This is a genomic window from Xenorhabdus eapokensis (genome assembly GCF_001908105.1).
On record NZ_MKGQ01000003.1, the window covers coordinates 130,033 to 151,145 of the forward strand.

At 44.3% G+C, this 21,113-nt stretch carries 19 protein-coding genes; 4 read left to right on the forward strand and 15 right to left on the reverse strand.

The window, feature by feature from the left end; all coding sequences use genetic code 11:
• Positions 1-114: 114 nt before the first annotated feature.
• From ybgE to sdhC, 12 genes are all read right to left on the reverse strand, one after another.
• On the reverse strand, positions 115-402 hold the full coding sequence (gene ybgE, locus Xedl_RS38070; RefSeq protein ID WP_074022394.1) for a cyd operon protein YbgE: 288 nt from the start codon (positions 400-402) through the stop codon (positions 115-117).
• Positions 402-518 (reverse strand): cytochrome bd-I oxidase subunit CydX, encoded by a 117-nt coding sequence (gene cydX / locus Xedl_RS38065; protein ID WP_074022393.1) that lies wholly within the window; start codon positions 516-518, stop codon positions 402-404. The genes ybgE and cydX overlap by 1 nt, the downstream gene beginning before the upstream one ends.
• 11 nt (positions 519-529) lie before the next feature.
• Positions 530-1,669 (reverse strand): cytochrome d ubiquinol oxidase subunit II, encoded by a 1,140-nt coding sequence (gene cydB, locus Xedl_RS38060; protein ID WP_074022392.1) that lies wholly within the window; start codon positions 1,667-1,669, stop codon positions 530-532.
• A 14-nt stretch (positions 1,670-1,683) separates the two neighbouring features.
• Positions 1,684-3,255: a cytochrome ubiquinol oxidase subunit I gene (gene cydA / locus Xedl_RS38055; protein ID WP_074022391.1), complete on the reverse strand. Its 1,572-nt coding sequence runs from the start codon at positions 3,253-3,255 to the stop codon at positions 1,684-1,686.
• Positions 3,256-3,896: 641 nt separating this feature from the next.
• The gene (sucD, locus tag Xedl_RS38050) at positions 3,897-4,766 is read right to left on the reverse strand and encodes a succinate--CoA ligase subunit alpha (RefSeq protein ID WP_074022390.1); all 870 of its coding nucleotides are present in this window, start codon (positions 4,764-4,766) and stop codon (positions 3,897-3,899) included.
• Positions 4,766-5,932: an ADP-forming succinate--CoA ligase subunit beta gene (gene sucC / locus Xedl_RS38045; protein ID WP_074022389.1), complete on the reverse strand. Its 1,167-nt coding sequence runs from the start codon at positions 5,930-5,932 to the stop codon at positions 4,766-4,768. The genes sucD and sucC overlap by 1 nt, the downstream gene beginning before the upstream one ends.
• A 157-nt stretch (positions 5,933-6,089) precedes the next feature.
• Positions 6,090-7,301 carry a 2-oxoglutarate dehydrogenase complex dihydrolipoyllysine-residue succinyltransferase gene (odhB, locus tag Xedl_RS38040; RefSeq protein WP_074022388.1) on the reverse strand — a complete coding sequence of 404 codons (1,212 nt, stop codon included), beginning with the start codon at positions 7,299-7,301 and terminating at the stop codon, positions 6,090-6,092.
• Positions 7,302-7,315: 14 nt separating this feature from the next.
• Complete coding sequence (gene sucA / locus Xedl_RS38035; protein ID WP_074022387.1) at positions 7,316-10,123, reverse strand: 2-oxoglutarate dehydrogenase E1 component; 2,808 nt, start codon at positions 10,121-10,123, stop codon at positions 7,316-7,318.
• 334 nt (positions 10,124-10,457) lie between these two features.
• Entirely contained in the window at positions 10,458-11,174 is a 717-nt protein-coding gene (locus Xedl_RS38030; RefSeq protein WP_074022386.1) for a succinate dehydrogenase iron-sulfur subunit, read from the reverse strand.
• A gap of 37 nt (positions 11,175-11,211) precedes the next feature.
• Positions 11,212-12,978, reverse strand: coding sequence for a succinate dehydrogenase flavoprotein subunit (sdhA, locus tag Xedl_RS38025; protein ID WP_074022385.1), 1,767 nt, complete (start codon positions 12,976-12,978; stop codon positions 11,212-11,214).
• Entirely contained in the window at positions 12,979-13,326 is a 348-nt protein-coding gene (gene sdhD / locus Xedl_RS38020) for a succinate dehydrogenase membrane anchor subunit (protein WP_074022384.1), read from the reverse strand. It lies immediately after the preceding gene.
• Complete coding sequence (gene sdhC, locus Xedl_RS38015; protein ID WP_074022583.1) at positions 13,320-13,709, reverse strand: succinate dehydrogenase cytochrome b556 subunit; 390 nt, start codon at positions 13,707-13,709, stop codon at positions 13,320-13,322. The genes sdhD and sdhC overlap by 7 nt, the downstream gene beginning before the upstream one ends.
• Before the next feature lie 620 nt (positions 13,710-14,329).
• On the opposite strand from sdhC, the gene Xedl_RS38010 reads away from it, so the two are divergent.
• Entirely contained in the window at positions 14,330-15,613 is a 1,284-nt protein-coding gene (locus Xedl_RS38010) for a citrate synthase (protein WP_074022383.1), read from the forward strand.
• Between the two features lie 123 nt (positions 15,614-15,736).
• Here Xedl_RS38010 and Xedl_RS38005 read toward each other — a convergent pair whose 3' ends face one another.
• Positions 15,737-16,537 carry an AraC family transcriptional regulator gene (locus Xedl_RS38005; RefSeq protein WP_074022382.1) on the reverse strand — a complete coding sequence of 267 codons (801 nt, stop codon included), beginning with the start codon at positions 16,535-16,537 and terminating at the stop codon, positions 15,737-15,739.
• A 123-nt stretch (positions 16,538-16,660) separates the two neighbouring features.
• Between Xedl_RS38005 and Xedl_RS38000 the strand changes: the two genes are divergently transcribed.
• Positions 16,661-17,809 carry an MFS transporter gene (locus Xedl_RS38000; RefSeq protein WP_074022381.1) on the forward strand — a complete coding sequence of 383 codons (1,149 nt, stop codon included), beginning with the start codon at positions 16,661-16,663 and terminating at the stop codon, positions 17,807-17,809.
• Positions 17,810-17,839: 30 nt separating this feature from the next.
• Here the strand turns inward: Xedl_RS38000 and Xedl_RS37995 are convergent, their stop codons facing one another.
• Together Xedl_RS37995 and Xedl_RS37990 are read right to left on the reverse strand one after the other, a co-directional pair.
• Positions 17,840-18,583: a type 2 GTP cyclohydrolase I gene (locus tag Xedl_RS37995; RefSeq protein WP_074022380.1), complete on the reverse strand. Its 744-nt coding sequence runs from the start codon at positions 18,581-18,583 to the stop codon at positions 17,840-17,842.
• 175 nt (positions 18,584-18,758) lie between these two features.
• Entirely contained in the window at positions 18,759-18,968 is a 210-nt protein-coding gene (locus Xedl_RS37990; RefSeq protein WP_074022379.1) for a YbfA family protein, read from the reverse strand.
• 348 nt (positions 18,969-19,316) lie between these two features.
• On the opposite strand from Xedl_RS37990, the gene kdpF reads away from it, so the two are divergent.
• On the forward strand, positions 19,317-19,406 hold the full coding sequence (gene kdpF, locus Xedl_RS37985; RefSeq protein WP_074022378.1) for a K(+)-transporting ATPase subunit F: 90 nt from the start codon (positions 19,317-19,319) through the stop codon (positions 19,404-19,406).
• Positions 19,407-21,104, forward strand: coding sequence for a potassium-transporting ATPase subunit KdpA (gene kdpA / locus Xedl_RS37980; RefSeq protein ID WP_074022377.1), 1,698 nt, complete (start codon positions 19,407-19,409; stop codon positions 21,102-21,104).
• Positions 21,105-21,113 lie beyond the last annotated feature (9 nt).

Below are 21,113 nucleotides of genomic sequence, written 5' to 3' on the forward strand. Positions count from 1 at the left end.
ATAATCCTAATTAGGTGAATTGACGCTGTCACTATACTTAAGACAATAGCGCTTTGGAATGACTTGTCAGTAAAAAAAATTTATAGGCCGTCAGCCTATAAAATTACAATTAGTTTACTTAAAGAAATGATATAAGCCAAAAAGAAGAATGAAAAATGCGGGTAACGGATGAAAAAACAATCGCCAGATAATACGGTTAGGGTGAAAACCGACACCAAAAGTAACGCCAGAACAAACTGCCCAGATCAATAAAATACCTTGCCATATTTGTAGTGAACTGGTGTTGGCAGCAAAACGCGCAGGCTCCCAAAACACACATATAGCAAGTGCTAAAGCGATGATGAGGATAAGCGCCCTCAATGGGCGCTTATCCATAAGTTGGTAACATTTATCAACCAACATTATTTTTTGTCACTCTCTGGGGTTTTTGGTGATTCGCTATGCTCAAGTGCCAAGGCAGCAATGACAGCGAAACTACAGGCCAAAAGCGTTCCGAGAATCCAAGCAAAATACCACATGCCTATGCTCCTTAGTACAGTGAGTGTTTGTTGTTATCAATATAGTTCTTATCCAAACGCCCGAATGTCTTGTAATAACACCAAATGGTGTAAGACAGCACAATAGGAACGAAGATAAGTGCAACAACAAACATAATTTGCAACGTCCACTGACTGGATGTCGCATCCCACATAGTCAGACTGACATTCGGGTCAATGCTTGATGGCATCACAAACGGGAACATAGCAATCCCTGAAGTCAGGATAATGCAAGTTACTGTCAGTGATGAGAACAAAAATGCCCAAGCCCCCTTATCCATCCAAGTGGTCAGCATAGTCAGCAGAGGAAGCAATACGCCCAATACAGGTATCGCCCACAGCGCCGGATAGTTATTGAAGTTAGTCAGCCATGCACCTGCCTGCTGAACTACTTCTTTATGTAACGGATTAGATGCTGCATTGACATCCAATCCTCCCGTTACAACATAGCCATCAATGCCATAAATCAGCCATATCCCTGCCAACAAGAATGCAATTGCCGTTATCGCTGCACAAACATGAGTTGCGGTACGGGAACGCAGATGCAGTTCGCCAGTTGTACGCATTTGCAGATAAGTTGCACCTTGCGTCACAATCATCATCAGGCTAATCACCCCTGCCAGCAACCCATAAGGGTTCAGCAAGCCAAAGAATGAACCCTCATAGGAGACACGCAGGTAAGAATCTACCGCTAACGGTACACCTTGCAGCAAGTTACCAAATGCCACCCCGATAACCAATGCAGGTACGAAGCTACCGATAACCAGCCCCCAGTCCCACATATTGCGCCATTTTCTGTTTTCCAGTTTTGAGCGGTAATCGAAGCCAACCGGACGGAAAAACAGTGCAGCCAAGACCAAAATCATTGCCACATAGAAACCAGAGAAAGCGGCTGCATATACCATCGGCCATGCGGCAAACAGAGCTCCACCCGCGGTAATTAACCAAACTTGGTTACCATCCCAATGCGGGGCAACTGAGTTAATCATGATGCGGCGTTCGGTATCATTTTTACCAATGATCCGCAGCAGGATACCAACTCCCATGTCGAAACCATCAGTCACCGTGAAACCGATCAGTAACACACCAATCAGCAGCCACCATATAAATCGTAATACATCATAATCAAGCATAAGTGGACTCCTGCTTACTCAATATTATTCGCTGAAGAAGCGGTTTTTTGTTCAAAATGGTAACGTCCAGTTTTGAGGCTGCTTGGGCCAAGACGGGCAAATTTGAACATCAAGAACATCTCTGCGATCAAGAACAAAGTGTACAGACCACAAATCAGCCCCATTGAGAAAATCAGATCGCCTACACTGCGGGTTGAAGACGCGACAGCAGTTGGCAATACTTCACCAATCGCCCATGGCTGACGGCCATATTCTGCGACAAACCAACCTGCTTCAACGGCAATCCATGGCAATGGAATGCTGAACAATGCAGCACGCAGCAACCATTTATGTTGACCGATACGGTTACGCAAAACACTCAGGAACGACAGACCGATAACCAACAGCATAATAAAGCCAGCAGCAACCATGATGCGGAAGGCAAAGTAGAGTGGTGCTACGCGTGGAATAGAATCTTTCGCGGCGGCTTTAATTTGCTCTTCTGTCGCATCAGTTACGTTTTGGGTATAACGCTTCACGAGCATGCCATAGCCAAGATCTTTCTTACTTTCATTGAATGCACTGCGGACACTTGGATCAACATTACCGGCACGCAGTTCTTCTAGTAATTCATAGGCTTTAATACCGTTACGAATACGCTGCTCATGCTGGCTCATCAAATCACGCAAACCAACAACCGGTGTATCTGTGGAGCGGGTAGCAATCAAACCTAAAACGTAAGGAATTTGGATGGAATATTTATTTTCCATTTTGTCCTGATCAGGAAGACCAATCAGCGTGAATGAAGCTGGAGGCGGCTGAGTTTCCCATTCTGCTTCGATTGCTGCCAATTTGGTTTTCTGCACGTCCCCCATTTCATATCCGGATTCATCACCCAGAACGATGACAGACAGTACCGCAGCCATACCAAAACTTGCTGCAATCGCAAAAGAACGTTTGGCAAACGCCAAATCACGCCCTTTCAGCAGATAGTAAGAGCTGATACCCAATACAAAAATGGCACCAGTAACATAACCGGCTGCAACAGTGTGGACAAATTTCACCTGTGCAACGGGGTTAAGTACCAGTTCGCTGAAACTCACCATTTCCATTCGCATGGTTTCGAAGTTAAAGTCAGACGCAATCGGGTTTTGCATCCAACCATTCGCAATCAGGATCCACAATGCAGAGAAGTTAGAGCCTAATGCAACCAGCCAGGTAACCGCCAGGTGTTGTTTTTTGCTCAGTCGATCCCATCCGAAGAAAAACAGGCCAACGAATGTGGATTCGAGGAAAAATGCCATCAAACCTTCGATGGCCAGAGGCGCACCAAAAATATCACCAACATAATGTGAGAAATATGACCAGTTGGTTCCGAACTGGAATTCCATGGTCAAGCCCGTTGCGACACCCAGAGCAAAGTTGATACCAAATAACTTACCCCAGAATTTTGTCATATCTTTATAGATTTGTTTGCCAGAAAGGACATATACCGTTTCCATGATCGCAAGCAAAAATGCCATACCGAGCGTCAATGGTACGAACAGAAAATGGTACATGGCAGTTAAAGCAAACTGTAATCGTGACAGTTCGACAATATCAAACATCTTGACTCCTTGCTCCTAGCAGGAAGACACCGACTTGCGGCAACCCGACTTCGTAAAACGAAAGTCTCGTAACTACCAGCAATAAATGCCTCAAACACAACAATGAATTACAAAATCAAAAATTCAATAGATACCACAATAATATTACGCTTATATTCACATACAATAAATAGCTTTTACGTGACTCAGCTTAGAATTCTGAATATAGGTCAACAACACCATACATTCTCAGTCTAATATCTATATATACTAGATCAATTTAATCAAGTTTAGCGAATACAATCCAGAGTAATAAATTGATTTTAGTCAATTTTTTCCTTTTTTTGTTAATCTTTACAGTTATTATTTCATTATAGTTTACTTCATGTTAATAAGTTGTTATTTGCGATGATTTGTAATTTATTTTTTGCTGTAAAATTCGTTAGAAAATTAACTTTTCGTTTTCATTCTTTAAAAAATATATTTTTCCGATATTTCCAATTTAATTAATCAAATAAATAGGTTTTCCTAAAATCCAGCTCAATTAAATTGAGAAATAACTTATCTTATAAATGAACTAACTTACTGTTAATATTATAAATAAAAACAAAAGGCCACCCTGAGGCAGCCTTTTTCTATAAAAATAGTTTATTTTGTGACTCTTATACCAATAACGCTTTTACAGCATCGCCAATGTCTGCAAGGCTACGGACAGTCTTCACACCCGCAGCTTCCAGTGCAGCAAATTTCTCATCTGCTGTCCCTTTACCACCTGCGATAATCGCTCCGGCATGACCCATGCGCTTACCTTTAGGTGCAGTCACACCAGCAATATAAGCAACAACTGGTTTAGTGACATGTTCTTTGATATAGGCCGCAGCTTCTTCTTCGGCTGTACCACCAATTTCACCAATCATGACAATCGCTTCTGTCTGCGGATCTTCCTGGAACAGTTGCAGAATATCAATGAAGTTTGAGCCTGGGATCGGGTCACCACCAATACCAACACAGGTAGATTGCCCTAATCCAGCATCTGTGGTCTGTTTAACTGCTTCATAAGTCAACGTGCCTGAACGGGAAACAATGCCCACTTTACCTGACTTGTGAATATGGCCAGGCATAATACCGATCTTACATTCAGCCGGTGTAATTACTCCCGGACAGTTAGGGCCAATCATACGAACACCGGCTTGATCCAGTTTTTTCTTAACTGTCAACATATCGAGTGTTGGAATACCTTCTGTAATCGTAATGATCAGTTTAATGCCTGCATCAATCGCTTCCAGAATGGAATCTTTACAGAATGGCGCCGGAACGTAGATGACAGAAGCGGTTGCCCCCGTTGCTTCAACGGCTTCACGTACGGTGTTGAACACCGGTAATCCTAAATGCTCAGTGCCACCTTTACCCGGTGTTACGCCACCCACCATTTGAGTACCGTAAGCTATCGCTTGTTCAGAGTGAAAAGTACCCTGGCTGCCAGTAAAACCCTGACAAATCACTTTGGTGTTTTTATCGATTAAAATAGACATTATTTATTCCCCGCTGCTGCTACTGCCTGTTTAGCTGCGTCTGTCAAACTGGTAGCTGCAATGATGTTCAAACCACTATCCGCCAGTTTTTTAGCGCCCAGTTCAGCATTGTTTCCTTCCAGACGAACGACTACCGGTACGTTCACACCCACTTCTTCCACCGCACCAATAATGCCGTCAGCAATCAAGTCACAGCGGACGATACCACCAAAGATATTAACCAAAACAGCTTTAACATTTTCATCTGATAAGATGATCTTAAATGCTTCAGTAACACGTTCTTTTGTTGCACCACCACCTACATCAAGGAAGTTTGCCGGCGCGCCACCATGCAGTTTGACAATGTCCATCGTTCCCATTGCCAGACCTGCGCCATTCACCATACAACCAATGTTGCCATCCAGCGCAACATAGTTCAGTTCCCATTGTGCAGCCTGAGCTTCACGCGGATCTTCCTGTGAAGGGTCGTGCATTTCACGCAGTTCAGCCTGACGGAACATCGCATTACCATCAGCGCTCAATTTTCCATCCAAGCAAACCAGATCACCCTGCGTTGTGATCACTAAAGGGTTGATTTCGACTAATGCCAAATCACGCTCTAAGAACAGGTTCGCCAACCCCAAGAAAATCTTGGTGAATTGACCAACTTGTTTACCAGTCAAGCCAAGTTTGAACGCCAATTCACGGCCTTGATACGGCATAGGGCCAGACAGTGGGTCGATAATGGCTTTATGAATGAGTTCAGGCGTCTCTTCCGCCACTTTTTCTATTTCGACACCACCTTCAGTAGAGGCCATGAACACTACACGACGTGTACCGCGGTCAACAACAGCACCAAGATACAGCTCCTTGGCAATATCAGTTGCCCCTTCCACCAGGATCTGATGGACAGGTTGCCCCTGCGCATCTGTCTGGTAAGTTACCAGTCGTTTACCCAGCCATTGTTCAGCAAAAGTGCGGATATCTTCCTTACTGTTGACGACTTTCACACCACCAGCCTTACCGCGGCCACCTGCATGAACCTGACATTTAACGACCCAAGGGCCTGAACCAATCTTGGATGCTGCTTCTTCTGCTTCGCGCGGTGTGGTACAAGCATAGCCAGCAGGTGCTGGTAAACCATACCGTGCAAAAAGTTGTTTTGCCTGATACTCGTGTAAATTCATGATGTTCTATCCATAATTTAATTTAAGAAAGGTAAATTACCTTCTATTTTGTTGCTCTGGATATGGCCAGCCCCAAGAGGCTGGCCTGCATATATTTTTACATCAACGTCGTACTACTTCAGACTGACGGAGTTAACACCCTCCGCCGATAGTGATGCTATACATCCAGCAACAAACGTGTTGGATCTTCCAGCATTTCTTTGATGGTCACCAGGAAGCCGACTGACTCACGACCGTCAATCAGACGGTGGTCATAGGACAGTGCCAGGTACATCATCGGGAGGATCTCAACCTGACCATTTACCGCCATTGGGCGATCTTTAATGGCATGCATACCAAGGATCGCGCTTTGTGGTGGGTTAATGATCGGGGTGGACATCAGGGAACCGAAAACACCGCCGTTAGTAATGGTGAAGTTACCACCGGTGAGTTCTTCAACAGTCAATTTACCGTCGCGGCCTTTGATAGCCAGCTCTTTGATGCTTTTCTCAATATCAGCCATACTCAATGCATCAGCATCACGCAATACCGGTGTAACCAGACCACGTGGTGTAGATACAGCAATACTGATATCAAAATAGTTGTGGTAAACCACATCTGTACCATCAATGGAAGCGTTCACTTCTGGATAGCGTTTTAACGCTTCAACAACCGCTTTCACATAGAAAGACATGAAGCCCAGACGCACACCATGACGTTTCTCAAACGCATCGCCATACTGCTTGCGCAATTCCTGAATTGGCTTCATGTTGACTTCATTGAAAGTTGTCAGCATTGCCGTATTGTTCTTCGCTTCAAGCAAACGTTCTGCAACACGCTTGCGCAGACGCGTCATTGGGACACGTTTTTCACTGCGATGTGGTAATAAGGATGGCTGTTCAGCAGAGGCAGCAGGCTTATTATTCTCTTTTTTATTTGCAGCGATATATTTTTCGATGTCTTCACGGATAATACGGCCACCAACACCACTGCCTTTAATTGCAGCAGGATCTAAATCATGCTCTGCAATCAGACGACGAACAGCAGGGCTTAGTGCATCGTTGTTTTCTTCTTCCAAAGACGCGGTCTGACGCTGTGCTGGTGTGGCCTCTGTTTTTGCTTTTACTTCGGCAGGTATACCCGTGCTGTCACCCAAACGGATACGACCTAACAGTTGTTTGGACAGTACGGTGGCACCCTCTTCTTCCAAAATAGATTCCAACACACCGGCTTCACTTGCTGGTACTTCCAAAACAACTTTATCCGTTTCAATTTCAACCAGTACTTCATCACGCTCTATGGTGTCACCTGGTTTTTTATGCCATGTTGCCACAGTGGCATCTGCAACAGATTCAGGAAGGTCTGGAACCAGAATTTCTACGCTACTCATTTTCTATCCTTAATTTATTCAACGTTCAGTGCGTCATTAACCAGTGCTTGCTGTTGCTGCTGGTGAACAGACGTATATCCCACCGCTGGGGAAGCAGATGCCGGACGACCTGCATAACGTAAAGAAGCCCCAAATGGGATTGCTTCACGGAAATTATGTTGACTGCAATACCAAGCCCCTTGGTTCAGTGGCTCTTCCTGGCACCAGACAAAGTCATGGACATGAGCATACTGCTCAAACTGAGCTTGCAGGTGCTGACGTGGGAATGGATACAACTGTTCAATACGCACAATAGCAACATCGGTCTGTTCATTCTTACGACGCTGCTCCAGCAGATCGTAATAAACTTTACCGGAACAAAGCACTACGCGCTTAACACCTTTTGGATCCAAGGTGTCAATTTCACCAATCACTGGCTCAAATTTGCCATTCGCCAATTCATCCAGAGTAGACACCGCCAGTGGATGACGCAGTAGCGATTTAGGTGACATAACGATGAGCGGACGACGCATACCACGCAGAGCCTGACGACGCAGCATGTGATAAACCTGGGCTGGTGACGATGGTACGCAAACCTGCATGTTTTGTTCAGCACACAGTTGCAGATAACGCTCCAGACGTGCCGACGAGTGCTCTGGTCCCTGCCCTTCATAGCCATGTGGCAGCAGCATAACCAAGCCACACATACGACCCCATTTCTGTTCACCAGAACTGATAAATTGGTCAATCACCACCTGAGCTACGTTGGCAAAGTCACCAAATTGAGCTTCCCAAATTGTCAGGGTACGAGGTTCAGTTGTTGCATAACCGTACTCAAATGCCAGTACAGCTTCTTCTGAAAGGACAGAATCCCATACGTTAAATACACCCTGTCCATTGTGGATATTTGCCAAGGGCACATAAACAGAAGCATTGTTTTGGTTATGGACAACAGCATGACGGTGGAAGAAAGTACCACGTCCTGCATCTTCACCAGAGATACGGACAGGAATACCTTCATCAACCAAGGTCGCGTAAGCCAGTGTTTCCGCAGCACCCCAGTCAAACAATTTATTGCCATTAGCCATTTCTGCACGGTCGCCATAGATTTTCGCAACACGTGAGTGCATGACTACTTCGGCAGGAACGGTGCTGATGCTTTTGCCAAGATCTTGCAGACGTTTCATATCCATCTTATGTGGATACTCTTCATCCCATTCGTGGTTCAGATAGGGTTCCCATGTGAATGAATGCAGCCCCATTGGACGCCATTCATCGACTACACACTCACCATGATCCAGTGCATCACGGTACAGATTCACCATCTCAGTAACGTCGTTGGCTTCCAGCAAGCCTTCTGCTACCAGCTTATCTGCATAGATTTTACGGGCAGTTGGCTGTTTTTTGATTTGCTGGTACATCAATGGCTGAGTTGCACTCGGCTCATCAGCTTCGTTATGACCGTGGCGACGGTAACAAACCAGATCGATCATCACGTCACGTTTGAAGGTGTTACGGAAGTCAAGCGCCAGACGTGTGACGAATGCAACAGCTTCCGGATCATCTGCATTAACGTGGAAAATCGGCGCCTGAACCATTTTCACAATATCAGTACAGTATTGTGTTGAACGCGCATCTTTCGGGTTAGAAGTGGTGAAACCAATCTGGTTATTTACGACGATACGAACAGTACCACCCACTTCATACCCGCGAGCCTGAGACATATTCAGTGTTTCCTGAACAATCCCCTGTCCTGTAACTGCGGCATCGCCGTGGATGGTGACCGGCAGAACCATGTTACTGCGACCTTCATCAAGACGATCACGGCGGGCACGTACAGAGCCGATAACAACAGGGCTGACAATCTCAAGGTGAGAGGGGTTAAAGGCCAGAGCCAAATGCACCAAACCACCTTCGGTTGCAAAATCAGAAGAAAAACCTTGATGATATTTTACGTCACCTGTGCCCAGATGCTCTTTATGTTTACCCGCAAATTCGTCAAACAGATCAATCGGTTTTTTACCCAAAAGATTGACCAGAACGTTGAGACGACCACGATGAGCCATTCCCAATACCACTTCGCGGGTACTTTGTTTACCTGCGTGACGGATCAACTCTTTTAACATAGGGATAAGTGCGTCGCCACCTTCCAGGGAAAAACGTTTCGCCCCTGGGAACTTGGCACCTAAATAACGTTCCAGACCTTCCGCTGATGTTAATTCTTTCAGGAAACGACGCTTTTCTTCTGCACTAAACTGTGAACTTACTGCCACTGACTCTAAACGTTGCTGGAGCCAACGTTTTTCTTCCGTGTTGGTGATGTGCATATATTCCGCGCCAATTGAACCACAATAAATGCGTTTCAGCGCGTCATACAGATCAGCCAATTTCATTGTCTCTTTACCAATGGCAAAAGAGCCTACATTAAACGTTTCTTCAAAATCCGCTTTTGTTAAATTATGGAAAGCAGGATCAAGATCAGATACAGGTTCCTGTTTCCATAATCCCAATGGATCAAGGTTTGCATGTTGGTGTCCGCGGAAGCGGAATGCATTGATGAGCTGCAAAACTTTGACTTGTTTTGCATCCATTGCTGGATCGCTGACTGAAGTGTGGTAACGCGTGGCATCCTTTGCCAGACGACGGAAATAATCGCGTGTCTGTGAGTGAAGTTGTTCGCCGCTAAGTCCTGCATCTGGTAATTGTTGGAAAATTTCTCTCCAACTTGCATCAACAGAATTAGGATCGGTTATATAGTCTTCATAGATTTGCTCTATGTAAGACTGGTTTGCACCAGCCAGAAAGCTTGAGTCCAGCCAGTCCTTCATTGCGCCGTTCTGCATTGTGATCCCTTAAGCTTTAAAAGCTTTAGTTTTCGCCGTGGTTAACAAATACCGCTTAATTAGCGGTGTTGATAAAAGGTTCATTTGGACGTGCTTAATGCATGTTCTTCTATGGGTTTTCCTACCCTTCAAGGAACCTTTAAAAATTGAATATCAATTTTTAAAGGTTCCTTTATTTAGCAACATACTTCGTCTTTAGCAGCAGGCAATTTATCATTTTCCATTCTTTATGCCCTCCACTGATTTGATATTTATTTCAAAATTGTGGAGGGCAACATTATATGCACTATTTACACACTATTTATGTGTTATTTATACACAACTTTTTATTTCGCTATGCACTGTGTTTCAGCAACATAGATTTAATATGACCAATCGCTTTTGTCGGATTTAATCCTTTAGGACATACATTGACGCAATTCATAATTCCGTGGCAACGGAAAACACTGAATGCATCATTGAGATTATCCAATCGTGAACTTGTCTCAGTGTCACGGCTGTCAATCAGAAAACGATATGCCGCTAAAAGACCGGCTGGACCGATAAATTTATCTGGATTCCACCAGAATGATGGGCAAGATGTTGAACAACAAGCACATAAGATACACTCATACAAACCATCCAGCTTTTCACGCTGTACTGGTGATTGCAGGTGCTCACGTGCAGGTGGATTTTTACCATCATTAATCAGATAAGGGCGGATTTTTTCATATTGCGTGTAGAACTGCCCCATATCAACAACCAAATCACGAACCACAGGCAGACCAGGCAATGGGCGAATAACAATTTTCTTATTGCCACGACGCAACGCTGAAATGGGTGTAATACATGCCAACCCGTTTTTACCGTTCATATTCACGCCATCAGAACCACAAACACCCTCACGGCAAGAGCGGCGGAATGATAAGGTTGGATCTTGCTCTTTTAGCTGGATGAGCGCATCCAGCAACATCATGTCGCGCCCTTCCTGTGCTTCCAGTATGTAGTCCTGCATACGAGGAACATCATCGACATCTGGATTATAACGATAAATTGAAAATTCAAGTTTCATAATCTATTTCTCCGCAACTGGAACATCAGCAACGCAATTAGTAAGAACGCACTTTTGGCGGGAAAGCTTCACGCAGCGTTGGCTGCATATTCACTTCACGACGAGCCATGCTCTCAGTTTGCGGTAAATACAGGCTATGGCACAGCCAGTTAGCATCATCACGCTCTGGATAATCAAAGCGGCTATGGGCACCACGGCTTTCTGTACGGAAGTTCGCAGCAACCGCAGTGGAATAAGCGGTTTCCATCAGGTTATCCAATTCCAAACATTCAATGCGTTGGGTATTGAATTCTGATGAAGTGTCATCCAGACGAGCATTTTTCAGGCGTTCACGGATCACTTTCAGTTCTTCCAGCCCTCTTGCCATCGCATCACCTTCACGGAATACCGAAAAATTATGCTGCATGCAAGCTTGCAATGCTTTGCGGATTTCCACTGGATCTTCACCTGAGCGGGTATCATTCCAGCGGTTAAGACGTTGCAGTGCCGCATCGACATCAGATTCGCTGGCATCACGACTAGTGCCTTGTTCCATCAGACACTCTTTCAAATGCAAGCCCGCGGAACGACCAAATACCACCAGGTCAAGCAGTGAGTTACCACCCAAACGGTTTGCGCCGTGAACAGATACGCAAGCGATCTCACCGACAGCAAACAAACCAGGGATCACCACATCTTCGCCTTTTTCATTTACTGTCAACGCCTGACCCGTGATTTTAGTTGGGATACCGCCCATCATATAGTGACAAGTTGGAATAACAGGGATCGGCTCTTTTACCGGATCGACGTGAGCGAAAGTACGGGATAATTCAAGGATACCTGGCAGGCGAGATTCCAAGACTTCTTTACCCAGATGATCCAGTTTCAGTTTCACGTGCGGACCCCATGGACCTTCACAACCACGGCCTTCACGGATTTCGATCATCATAGAACGGGCGACCACATCACGGCCAGCAAGGTCTTTAGCATTTGGTGCATAGCGCTCCATAAAGCGTTCACCGTCTTTATTCAGCAGGTAACCCCCTTCACCACGGCAACCTTCTGTAACCAGAACCCCTGCGCCAGCAATGCCAGTTGGGTGGAATTGCCACATTTCCATATCCTGAACAGGAACTCCTGCACGCAATGCCATTCCCACGCCATCACCGGTATTAATATGTGCATTGGTTGTGGATTGGAAAATACGGCCAGCACCACCCGTTGCCAGAATAGTCGCTTTGGCTTTGAAATAGACCACTTCACCGGTTTCAATACAAATCGCGGTACAACCGACAATGGCACCATCTTGATTCTTAACCAGATCCAACGAATACCATTCGGAGAAAATAGTCGTGTGGTTTTTTAAATTCTGCTGATACAGAGTATGCAATAAAGCGTGACCAGTTCGGTCAGCAGCGGCAGCAGTACGAGCAGCCTGTTCACCACCAAAATTCCTGGATTGCCCACCAAATGGCCGTTGGTAAATACGGCCATTATCCAGACGAGAGAATGGCAATCCCATGTGCTCCAGTTCTAAAATTGCTTCTGGGCCAGTTTTACACATATATTCGATAGCATCCTGATCACCAATATAATCGGAGCCTTTCACCGTATCATACATGTGCCATTCCCAATTATCTTCATGGGAATTGCCCAAAGCGACAGTGATCCCGCCCTGTGCTGATACAGTGTGGGAACGAGTTGGAAACACCTTGGAAATCAAAGCACAGGATAAACCCATTTGTGAAATTTGCAGTGCTGCACGCATACCTGCGCCACCAGCACCAATAACAACAGCGTCAAACTCTCTTACTGGTAGTTTCATTTATGCACCCCACACAACCATTGTTCCGTAAATCAAATAAGTTAACAGCGCTACAATAATCACCAGTTGCAAAACCAGACGCAGTGCGAGCGGCTTGACATAATCTGTCAGTACCTGCCACATGCCAATCCATGCATGGATTAGAATGGAAAACAGTGTCAACACGGTGAATACTTTAGTGAGGGATGAAGAAAAGAAACCACGCCAAACTTCATAGGTAATGTCCGACGTTGTTGCGACAAAACCAACGAGATAAAGAACGTACAAAACAATAATAATTGCGGATGCGCGCAGTAGCAGCCAATCCTGAATACCCGTACGACCCAAAGCGGATGCGTTGCTTACCATAATAATACCCCAGCCAGAATGGACAGAATAACCGCGATTGCTATTGCTACTTTGGCAGATGCACTACCGGTAGCGAGATTTTCTTCCAGAAAACCAAAATCCATCAATACATGGCGAATACCTCCACAGATGTGGTAAGCCAACGCCGTCAATATCCCCCACAGGATAAATTTGGCGAAGAAGCCAGTCATGATTTCAGATGCTTGCAGGAAGCCCTCTTGCGAAGACAATGACATCCCCAATAACCACAGTAGAATTCCAACTGCGATAAAGGTGATGACGCCTGAGATACGGTGCAAGATCGAAGCTATCGCGGAGACGGGTTGGTTAATCGTCCGCAGATCAAGGTTGACAGGTCTTTGTTTTTTCACAATTTTGCCCACAAAGCTTTTTTTATTTTCCATCCTCCGGTCCTGGGCGGGAATCAGACAGCGCTAAAGAGGATACAAAGACACAACATATAACTTAAACAATCCTTACTGTTCATCAAAAGTTGTGATTTGGTTACGCTGGGTGCTCCTACATCAGGATAATCCGGAGACCTCACAGAAGTATAAGTACTTCACATTGTTATTACAATTCCCACACAATATGATTATTAACATTTAGCTTGAACAGTGAGAAAGATCACGCTTCAAACATTATTCATGAAACCCACAATCTTGTTTGACAAAGATTAAACATTTATCTTACATATATATCGCTATATATTATTTTCCATCATTTTATGATGAAAAATTAATCTTAACGAAAGATAAAAGTTATGCAAAAGTATTACATAAGCACAAAATGGTAACATTTTATGTCAATAATACTTTAAACATAACTTCCAGAAACTTTTTAACAACCTGAAAACCATTGTCATCCGTAATGAGATTTCAGCGTTAAATGTGATACCAGCCTGATTTTAAATTCTCTCCGGTAGCACAATGCCTTTGGCACAGTATAAATTGCGCCTATCTGGTTGTTAGGGGTTATAAAAATAAGCGCTAAGGAGATATAAATGGCTGATAAAAAGGCTACGTTGAACATAAATGGTTCAGCTGCTATCGAACTAGACGTACTAACGCCGACCCTAGGTCCTGAAGTGATTGACGTTCGTACCCTCGGCTCAAAAGGCTTCTATACTTATGATCCAGGTTTTACTTCCACTGCCTCCTGTGAGTCGAAAATCACCTATATTGATGGCAATGAAGGCATTTTGCTACACCGTGGTTTTCCCATCGATCAGCTTGCAACGGAATCGACCTATCTGGAAGTCTGTTACATTCTGCTATATGGCGAGCCCCCCACTCCCGAAGAATATAAAAAATTTAAAACTACGGTGACTCGCCATACTATGATCCACGAACAGATCACCCGTCTGTTCCACGGCTTCCGCCGTGATTCCCATCCAATGGCTGTACTTTGTGGTGTTACAGGCGCACTGGCTGCCTTCTATCATGACGCCCTGGATGTCCATAATCCTCGTCACCGTGAAATCACTGCTTACCGCCTGCTGTCCAAAATGCCAACAGTTGCGGCAATGTGTTACAAATATTCCATTGGTCAACCTTTCGTTTATCCACGCAACGATCTGTCTTATGCGGCTAACTTCCTGCACATGATGTTCTCAACACCGTGTGAGGAATATAAGGTTAATCCAGTATTAGAACGCGCTATGGATCGTATTTTCATTCTGCATGCAGATCATGAGCAAAATGCGTCAACTTCAACGGTGCGCACTGCGGGCTCTTCTGGTGCCAACCCATTTGCTTGTATTGCTGCGGGTATTGCATCTCTCTGGGGACCAGCACATGGTGGAGCAAATGAAGCCTGCTTGCGGATGCTGGAGGAGATCCAAACTGTCGAACACATCCCTGAATTCATCGCGCGCGCCAAAGACAAAAATGACTCTTTCCGCCTGATGGGCTTTGGTCACCGTGTTTACAAAAACTATGACCCTCGCGCGACAGTGATGCGTGAAACCTGCCATGAAGTGCTAAATGAGCTCGGTTTGAATGACAGTCTGCTGGAAGTAGCAATGGAATTAGAACGCATTGCCTTGCATGACCCATACTTCATTGAGAAAAAACTGTATCCAAACGTCGACTTCTATTCAGGCATTATCCTGAAAGCCATGGGTATTCCGTCAACCATGTTCACCGTGATTTTCGCCATTGCCCGTACTATTGGCTGGATTGCACATTGGAATGAAATGCACGATGAAGGTTTGAAGATCGCACGTCCACGCCAGCTTTATACTGGTCACACGAAACGCGATTTCAAGAGCCCGTTGAAAAAGTAATTTGATCAATAATACTATTCATATTTTGGTTATATCTTGATCATATTCTGGCACATTTTGAATAGTGTATTTCTGCACCTCTCATACCCGTTTTTATTCTGATATTAGAGGTGCAGTTTTATTTTATCTCTCTGATCCCGCCATATATTCCCTTGGCGGTCTCCCCATGATTTTGCGAAAAAAGGTCACAAATGCACTATCGTTGACAAAACCAAGTTCCTGTGCAACGTAGGATAACGTTTTATTCTGCGCCAACAATTCTATTGCCTTTACCAATCGCCATTGCTGCCGCCACTGTTGATAATTCATTCCTGTTTCACGCTGAAATATTCGGGTAATGGTTTTCTCACTGGCACCAATATCAGTAGCCAGTATGTGCAATGGTGACGGCAGATGATCAAATGACAAATGAGTTAATCGTCGATCAGACGGCAACGACAATAAGGTTGGTTCCCTACGCGCCTCGCGAATTTCATCAAAAAATAGTGCTAACAAATTTGCTCCTTTTCCCTGATGCCAATCAGAGTCAAAAGAAGATATCGCGATACGCTCCAAAAGAGCCTGTAATAATGGTGTGGCTGCCAATACTTCACTTTGCATCGAAAATAATGCCATTTCAGGTGATTTCAGGTAATTAGAATTTAAATAGTTAGAATTTAAATAAATAGAACGGTAGCCTACAGAGCCACGCATTTCTGCCCGATGCCGTGTCTTAGGAGGGATCCATGCCACTCTGGTTGGGGGCAAAACGGAGATCTGGTTTGCCAATGTGATCTTGATACAGCCCCGCTGGGTAAACAGCAATTGCCCCATATCATGTTGATGAAAGCCAGAATCGTGTTGCCCCATTTCTGCTGCAATCCCTATCACAGGTATATTCAAGCTATCAGGATCAAAATAATCACTTTGTTGCAACCATGTCATATTCATTCCTACTGATTTAATGTCCGATAAGGTAAATAAATAGTCTTTATTTTCATAAAAAGACAATAGCCATAATGCTAACCTTTCAAGCCATTACCTACTTATCAGCAAAAGAAAAAAATCATGCAAACTAAACCATCACTTTGGCTTGCTATCGCCTTGATGATGTTCCCGCAGATCGTAGAAACTATCTATAGCCCTGCATTAATCAATATCGCCGTTGGGTTTTCCGTCACCCCAGAGCGAGCAGCCCAAACATTATCACTCTACTTTTTTGCTTTTTCCTTTGGAGTTGTCGTATGGGGGCGTATGTGTGATGTCATTGGCAGGCGCCCAACGATTATTGCTGGCCTATCACTCTATGGCCTCGCTTCTCTGCTGGCATTATTGACACAACAATTTTGGTTATTACTCGTTGCCAGAATGCTATCTGCTTTCGGAGCCGCAGTTGGCTCTATCGGCACACAAACCATGATGCGTGATGCTTATCGTGGGGAAGAGTTAGCACATGTCTTCTCTATCATGGGAATTGCCTTAGCAAGCAGCCCTGCCATTGGTATGCTCAGTGGTTCAACATTGAACTATTTTGCTGGCTATAAGGCAGTCTTTACCGGGTTAATTATTTTGGCGGTTATCCTGACCTGTTGGTCTATTGCCCGATTACCAGAAACTCGCCCAACCAACGTAACAAAAGTGGCTTTATTAAGCACAGGAATTATGATGCTTAAAGATATTTCAATTTGGCGAAATGCGTTTTTGATCGCATTTTTCAATATTTGTTTGTTCAGCTATTACCAATTAGCGCCATTTCGTTTCCAACAATTTGGATTATCCCAGACAGTATTTGGTTATACTGGCCTGTTATTAACTTTTGGCGTTGTATTAGGCTCACTATTAAACAAATATCTATTAAAACAACAATGGATATCAACCCAATTAGTTGTCCTTACTTCATTAATGAGTTTATTCAGTGGGATCGGCGTATACTTGCTCGAAAATAGCTGGCTCTTTATTTTTCCCATGTCAGGAATAGTCATCGCTTATGGACTGGCGATACCGAATATTTTAGCTTCTGCATTAACCCACTATTCAGATAGGCTAGGCACAGCCGGTGCTTTACTTGGGTTATTTTACTATTTGCTGCTGGGAGTTGGTTTGGCACTGGCGGGCTGGAGTCAGGCATTAGGCAGCGTATTAATATGTTGTGGGATCGCAATCACTGTTTTATCTCTCTTGCAAGCTAAAAAGCCCCAAATCCCAAAATGGAAATAAAATCCAGGGGCTATGTAAATTAATTAAAAATCAAGCCGGATTGGGAATATCGATAAAAGTCACATCCAATCTATAATTATTTGCCAGCCATTCACCGAGCGCTTTGATACCATAGCGCTCTGTCGCATGGTGTCCTGCTGCAAAAAAATGGAGTCCCATTTCGCGGGCAACATGGATAGTTTTTTCCGATACTTCTCCCGTCACAAAGGCATCAACACCAAACTCAGCCGCCTGTTCAATAAAACTTTGGCCGCCGCCTGTACACCATGCCAGTGTGCGTATCTCTTCTGGTGCATTATCACCGCAATGCAGTATCTTTCTTTCCAGGCTTTTTTCAAGACGTTCAGTCAATTCTGCTGGTGTAATAGGCTGATCAAAAGCACCATGAGGAAGAAGAGTATCAATTTCGCCGATAACCTTCACCCCCATCTGGCGTGCCAATTGGGTATTGTTACCCAAAGCAGGATGAGCATCTAATGGAAGATGATAACCATACAGGTTGATATCATTGCAAAGTAGTGTTTGCAAACGGCGACGTTTCATGCCACGAATAACAGGAGATTCATTCTTCCAAAAATATCCATGATGAACAATGACAGCATCTGCCTCAAGGCGAACAGCTTCATCCAACAGTGCCTGACAAGCTGTCACACCTGTAATCACTCTCTGGACATGGGAGCGACCTTCCACCTGTAATCCATTGGGAGCGTAATCTTGGAATTCACGGATCTTCAATTCCGTATTAAGCACATACTCCAATTCAACATTGTTCATCACATCCCCCTTGTCACTTAGCATTTTTTTCATCATAAAATACATACCTGCCATGAATTAACTAAATCCAATATAAAACAAAAACACCTTGCCAGCATAAACCGGCAAGGTGCCAAAATATAGCGTTCAATATGTTAATTCAAAATGCCCTGTCAGGCTTAATCATGATGCTATTTTAGTGATTCCGAGTCTCTAAAGTCACTTCTGAACGTTCCAGCCATACTGGCTTATCGCTGGTTTTTAGCCATACTTTATGCAGATAACTATAAAAGCGGGCACGATCACGACGAAATAGCATAACAGGAAGCGCAATGACACCCAGTGATATAGCGCCAATACGCCGCAAAATAATCTGATGCCAAGAGTATGCACGATATATAGACATTGATGCCCCCCACGGGCTTAACCTGTAATATGCACAAAATTTTATCCGATAAAATGAAAACTTACTACTCATCCGACCACTTTTTAGTGGAATAAATCGCTTTTTTTCCATGGTTGCGTAATTCAATTACAAAATTATTCTTAAACAGAAACAAAACAAACAAATCGAAAACAAAAAATTAACTCGACATAGTTTGCTACACTTGCTTTATGATGCTTTGTCGATGAATTCCGCAAATTATTGGTACTTTTTTACGCTTTCGAAAATCCTTTTAATAACTTCTTTGTCTGGTATTTCTATGCTGTAACTGACTATTTCTTAAAGAAATAAGCAAGGAGATACATCACCATGAATACCTTCCTGATCCTTGGCATTTTTCTGGTGACGCTATTACTGGGTTATCTCATTTATGCGTTATTGAATGCGGAGGATTTTTAAATGGCAATAGCCGCTTTTTTCCTGATTGCCAGTTTCCTGCTCATGCTGTTTCTATTGGGTAAACCTCTTGGTATCCTGATTGCCAGGCTCGTCGAAGGCGAACTACCTCGCTGGCTGACTAAAACAGAAGCCATCTTATGGCGCTGTTGTGGCCTGAATAAACCGGGCAGTGATGTCAAAGAAATGAACTGGTGGCAGTATGCTCTCGCTATCATCATATTCAACATAGCCGGACTATTACTACTGTTTATTCTGCTGATAAGCCAAGGCCATCTGCCCCTGAATCCACAACATCTTGTTGGCATGAAATGGGATCTGGCTCTTAATACCGCGATCAGCTTTATCACTAATACCAATTGGCAAGCTTATAGCGGGGAAAATACCCTCAGTTACCTGAGCCAAATGGCCGGATTGACTGTTCAGAATTTTCTGTCTGCGGCAACGGGAATTGCTGTGGCTTTTGCCTTAATGCGGGCGTTTTCCCGTCAAGGCACTAAAACAGTGGGAAATGCGTGGATCGACATCACACGTATTACTGTATATCTTTTGTTGCCGCTTGCAATCATTGTAGCCTTATTCTTTGTCAGTCAAGGCGTTATCCAAAACTTTTCTCCCTATGTCCTCATTCACTCGCTTGAGGGACAACAACAATTGTTGCCTATGGGGCCAGTCGCTTCCCAAGAAGCGATAAAACTTTTGGGCACTAATGGTGGAGGATTTTTTGGCGCAAACTCAGCCCATCCATTTGAAAACCCAACTTCACTGAGTAACTTTGTCCAGATCCTGGCTATTTTCTTGATCCCTTGCGCATTATATTTCGCATTCGGTCTGGTTGTTGGCGACAATCGACAGGGATACGCCTTACTCTGGGCAATCAGCATTATTTTCATTATTGCCGCCAGCGTTGTCATGTATGCCGAAACCGCAGGTAATTCCCATCTCATCCATCCTAATATTGGTAACCACTTTAATATGGAAGGTAAGGAAGCCCGCTTTGGTATCCTTGCTTCTTCTCTCTATAGCGTTGTGACGACAGCCGCTTCTTGTGGTGCCGTAAATGCGATGCATGACTCCTTTACTGCACTGGGTGGCATGATACCGCTCTGGTTGATGCAGATTGGTGAAATTATATTCGGTGGGGCAGGTTCCGGCTTTTATGGCATATTACTGTTCGTTCTGCTTGCCGTATTTATTGCCGGCTTGATGATTGGCCGTGCACCAGAATACTTAGGCAAAAAAATCGATGTTTATGACATGAAAATGGTCGCATTGGCGATTTTAATCACGCCTTCGCTTGTTTTATTAGGCACTGCTCTGGCAATTTCAATCGACGTAGGCCGCAGCGCTATTGCAAATCCTGGCGCTCATGGCTTCACCGAAGTGCTTTATGCTTTCTCATCTGCTGCCAACAACAACGGCAGTGCCTTTGCCGGACTCAATGCCAATAATGTCTTTTACAACCTATTGTTGGGCGTCATCATGTTTCTTGGACGCTTTGGTCTCATTCTGCCTGTTTTGGCAATCGCAGGTTCTATGGTTAACAAAAAACGCCAGCCGATTAGCAACGGCACTTTACCAACTCACGGCTCACTCTTCATTGGGTTATTAATTCTGGTCATCTTACTCATTGGTGCCCTTACGTTTATTCCTTCGCTGGCGCTGGGTCCCATCGCAGAACAGCTACAACTTTGGCCGTGAGAATGTGAG

What these genes read in the sequence shown, in the direction of transcription:
- ybgE (WP_074022394.1), bottom strand. Translation starts at nt 402, where the DNA reads ATGTTGGTTGATAAATGTTACCAACTTATGGATAAGCGCCCATTGAGG.
- cydX (WP_074022393.1), bottom strand. Translation starts at nt 518, where the DNA reads ATGTGGTATTTTGCTTGGATTCTCGGAACGCTTTTGGCCTGTAGTTTC.
- cydB (WP_074022392.1), bottom strand. Translation starts at nt 1,669, where the DNA reads ATGCTTGATTATGATGTATTACGATTTATATGGTGGCTGCTGATTGGT.
- cydA (WP_074022391.1), bottom strand. Translation starts at nt 3,255, where the DNA reads ATGTTTGATATTGTCGAACTGTCACGATTACAGTTTGCTTTAACTGCC.
- sucD (WP_074022390.1), bottom strand. Translation starts at nt 4,766, where the DNA reads ATGTCTATTTTAATCGATAAAAACACCAAAGTGATTTGTCAGGGTTTT.
- sucC (WP_074022389.1), bottom strand. Translation starts at nt 5,932, where the DNA reads ATGAATTTACACGAGTATCAGGCAAAACAACTTTTTGCACGGTATGGT.
- odhB (WP_074022388.1), bottom strand. Translation starts at nt 7,301, where the DNA reads ATGAGTAGCGTAGAAATTCTGGTTCCAGACCTTCCTGAATCTGTTGCA.
- sucA (WP_074022387.1), bottom strand. Translation starts at nt 10,123, where the DNA reads ATGCAGAACGGCGCAATGAAGGACTGGCTGGACTCAAGCTTTCTGGCT.
- Xedl_RS38030 (WP_074022386.1), bottom strand. Translation starts at nt 11,174, where the DNA reads ATGAAACTTGAATTTTCAATTTATCGTTATAATCCAGATGTCGATGAT.
- sdhA (WP_074022385.1), bottom strand. Translation starts at nt 12,978, where the DNA reads ATGAAACTACCAGTAAGAGAGTTTGACGCTGTTGTTATTGGTGCTGGT.
- sdhD (WP_074022384.1), bottom strand. Translation starts at nt 13,326, where the DNA reads ATGGTAAGCAACGCATCCGCTTTGGGTCGTACGGGTATTCAGGATTGG.
- Xedl_RS38010 (WP_074022383.1), top strand. Translation starts at nt 14,330, where the DNA reads ATGGCTGATAAAAAGGCTACGTTGAACATAAATGGTTCAGCTGCTATC.
- Xedl_RS38005 (WP_074022382.1), bottom strand. Translation starts at nt 16,537, where the DNA reads ATGACATGGTTGCAACAAAGTGATTATTTTGATCCTGATAGCTTGAAT.
- Xedl_RS38000 (WP_074022381.1), top strand. Translation starts at nt 16,661, where the DNA reads ATGCAAACTAAACCATCACTTTGGCTTGCTATCGCCTTGATGATGTTC.
- Xedl_RS37995 (WP_074022380.1), bottom strand. Translation starts at nt 18,583, where the DNA reads ATGAACAATGTTGAATTGGAGTATGTGCTTAATACGGAATTGAAGATC.
- Xedl_RS37990 (WP_074022379.1), bottom strand. Translation starts at nt 18,968, where the DNA reads ATGTCTATATATCGTGCATACTCTTGGCATCAGATTATTTTGCGGCGT.
- kdpF (WP_074022378.1), top strand. Translation starts at nt 19,317, where the DNA reads ATGAATACCTTCCTGATCCTTGGCATTTTTCTGGTGACGCTATTACTG.
- kdpA (WP_074022377.1), top strand. Translation starts at nt 19,407, where the DNA reads ATGGCAATAGCCGCTTTTTTCCTGATTGCCAGTTTCCTGCTCATGCTG.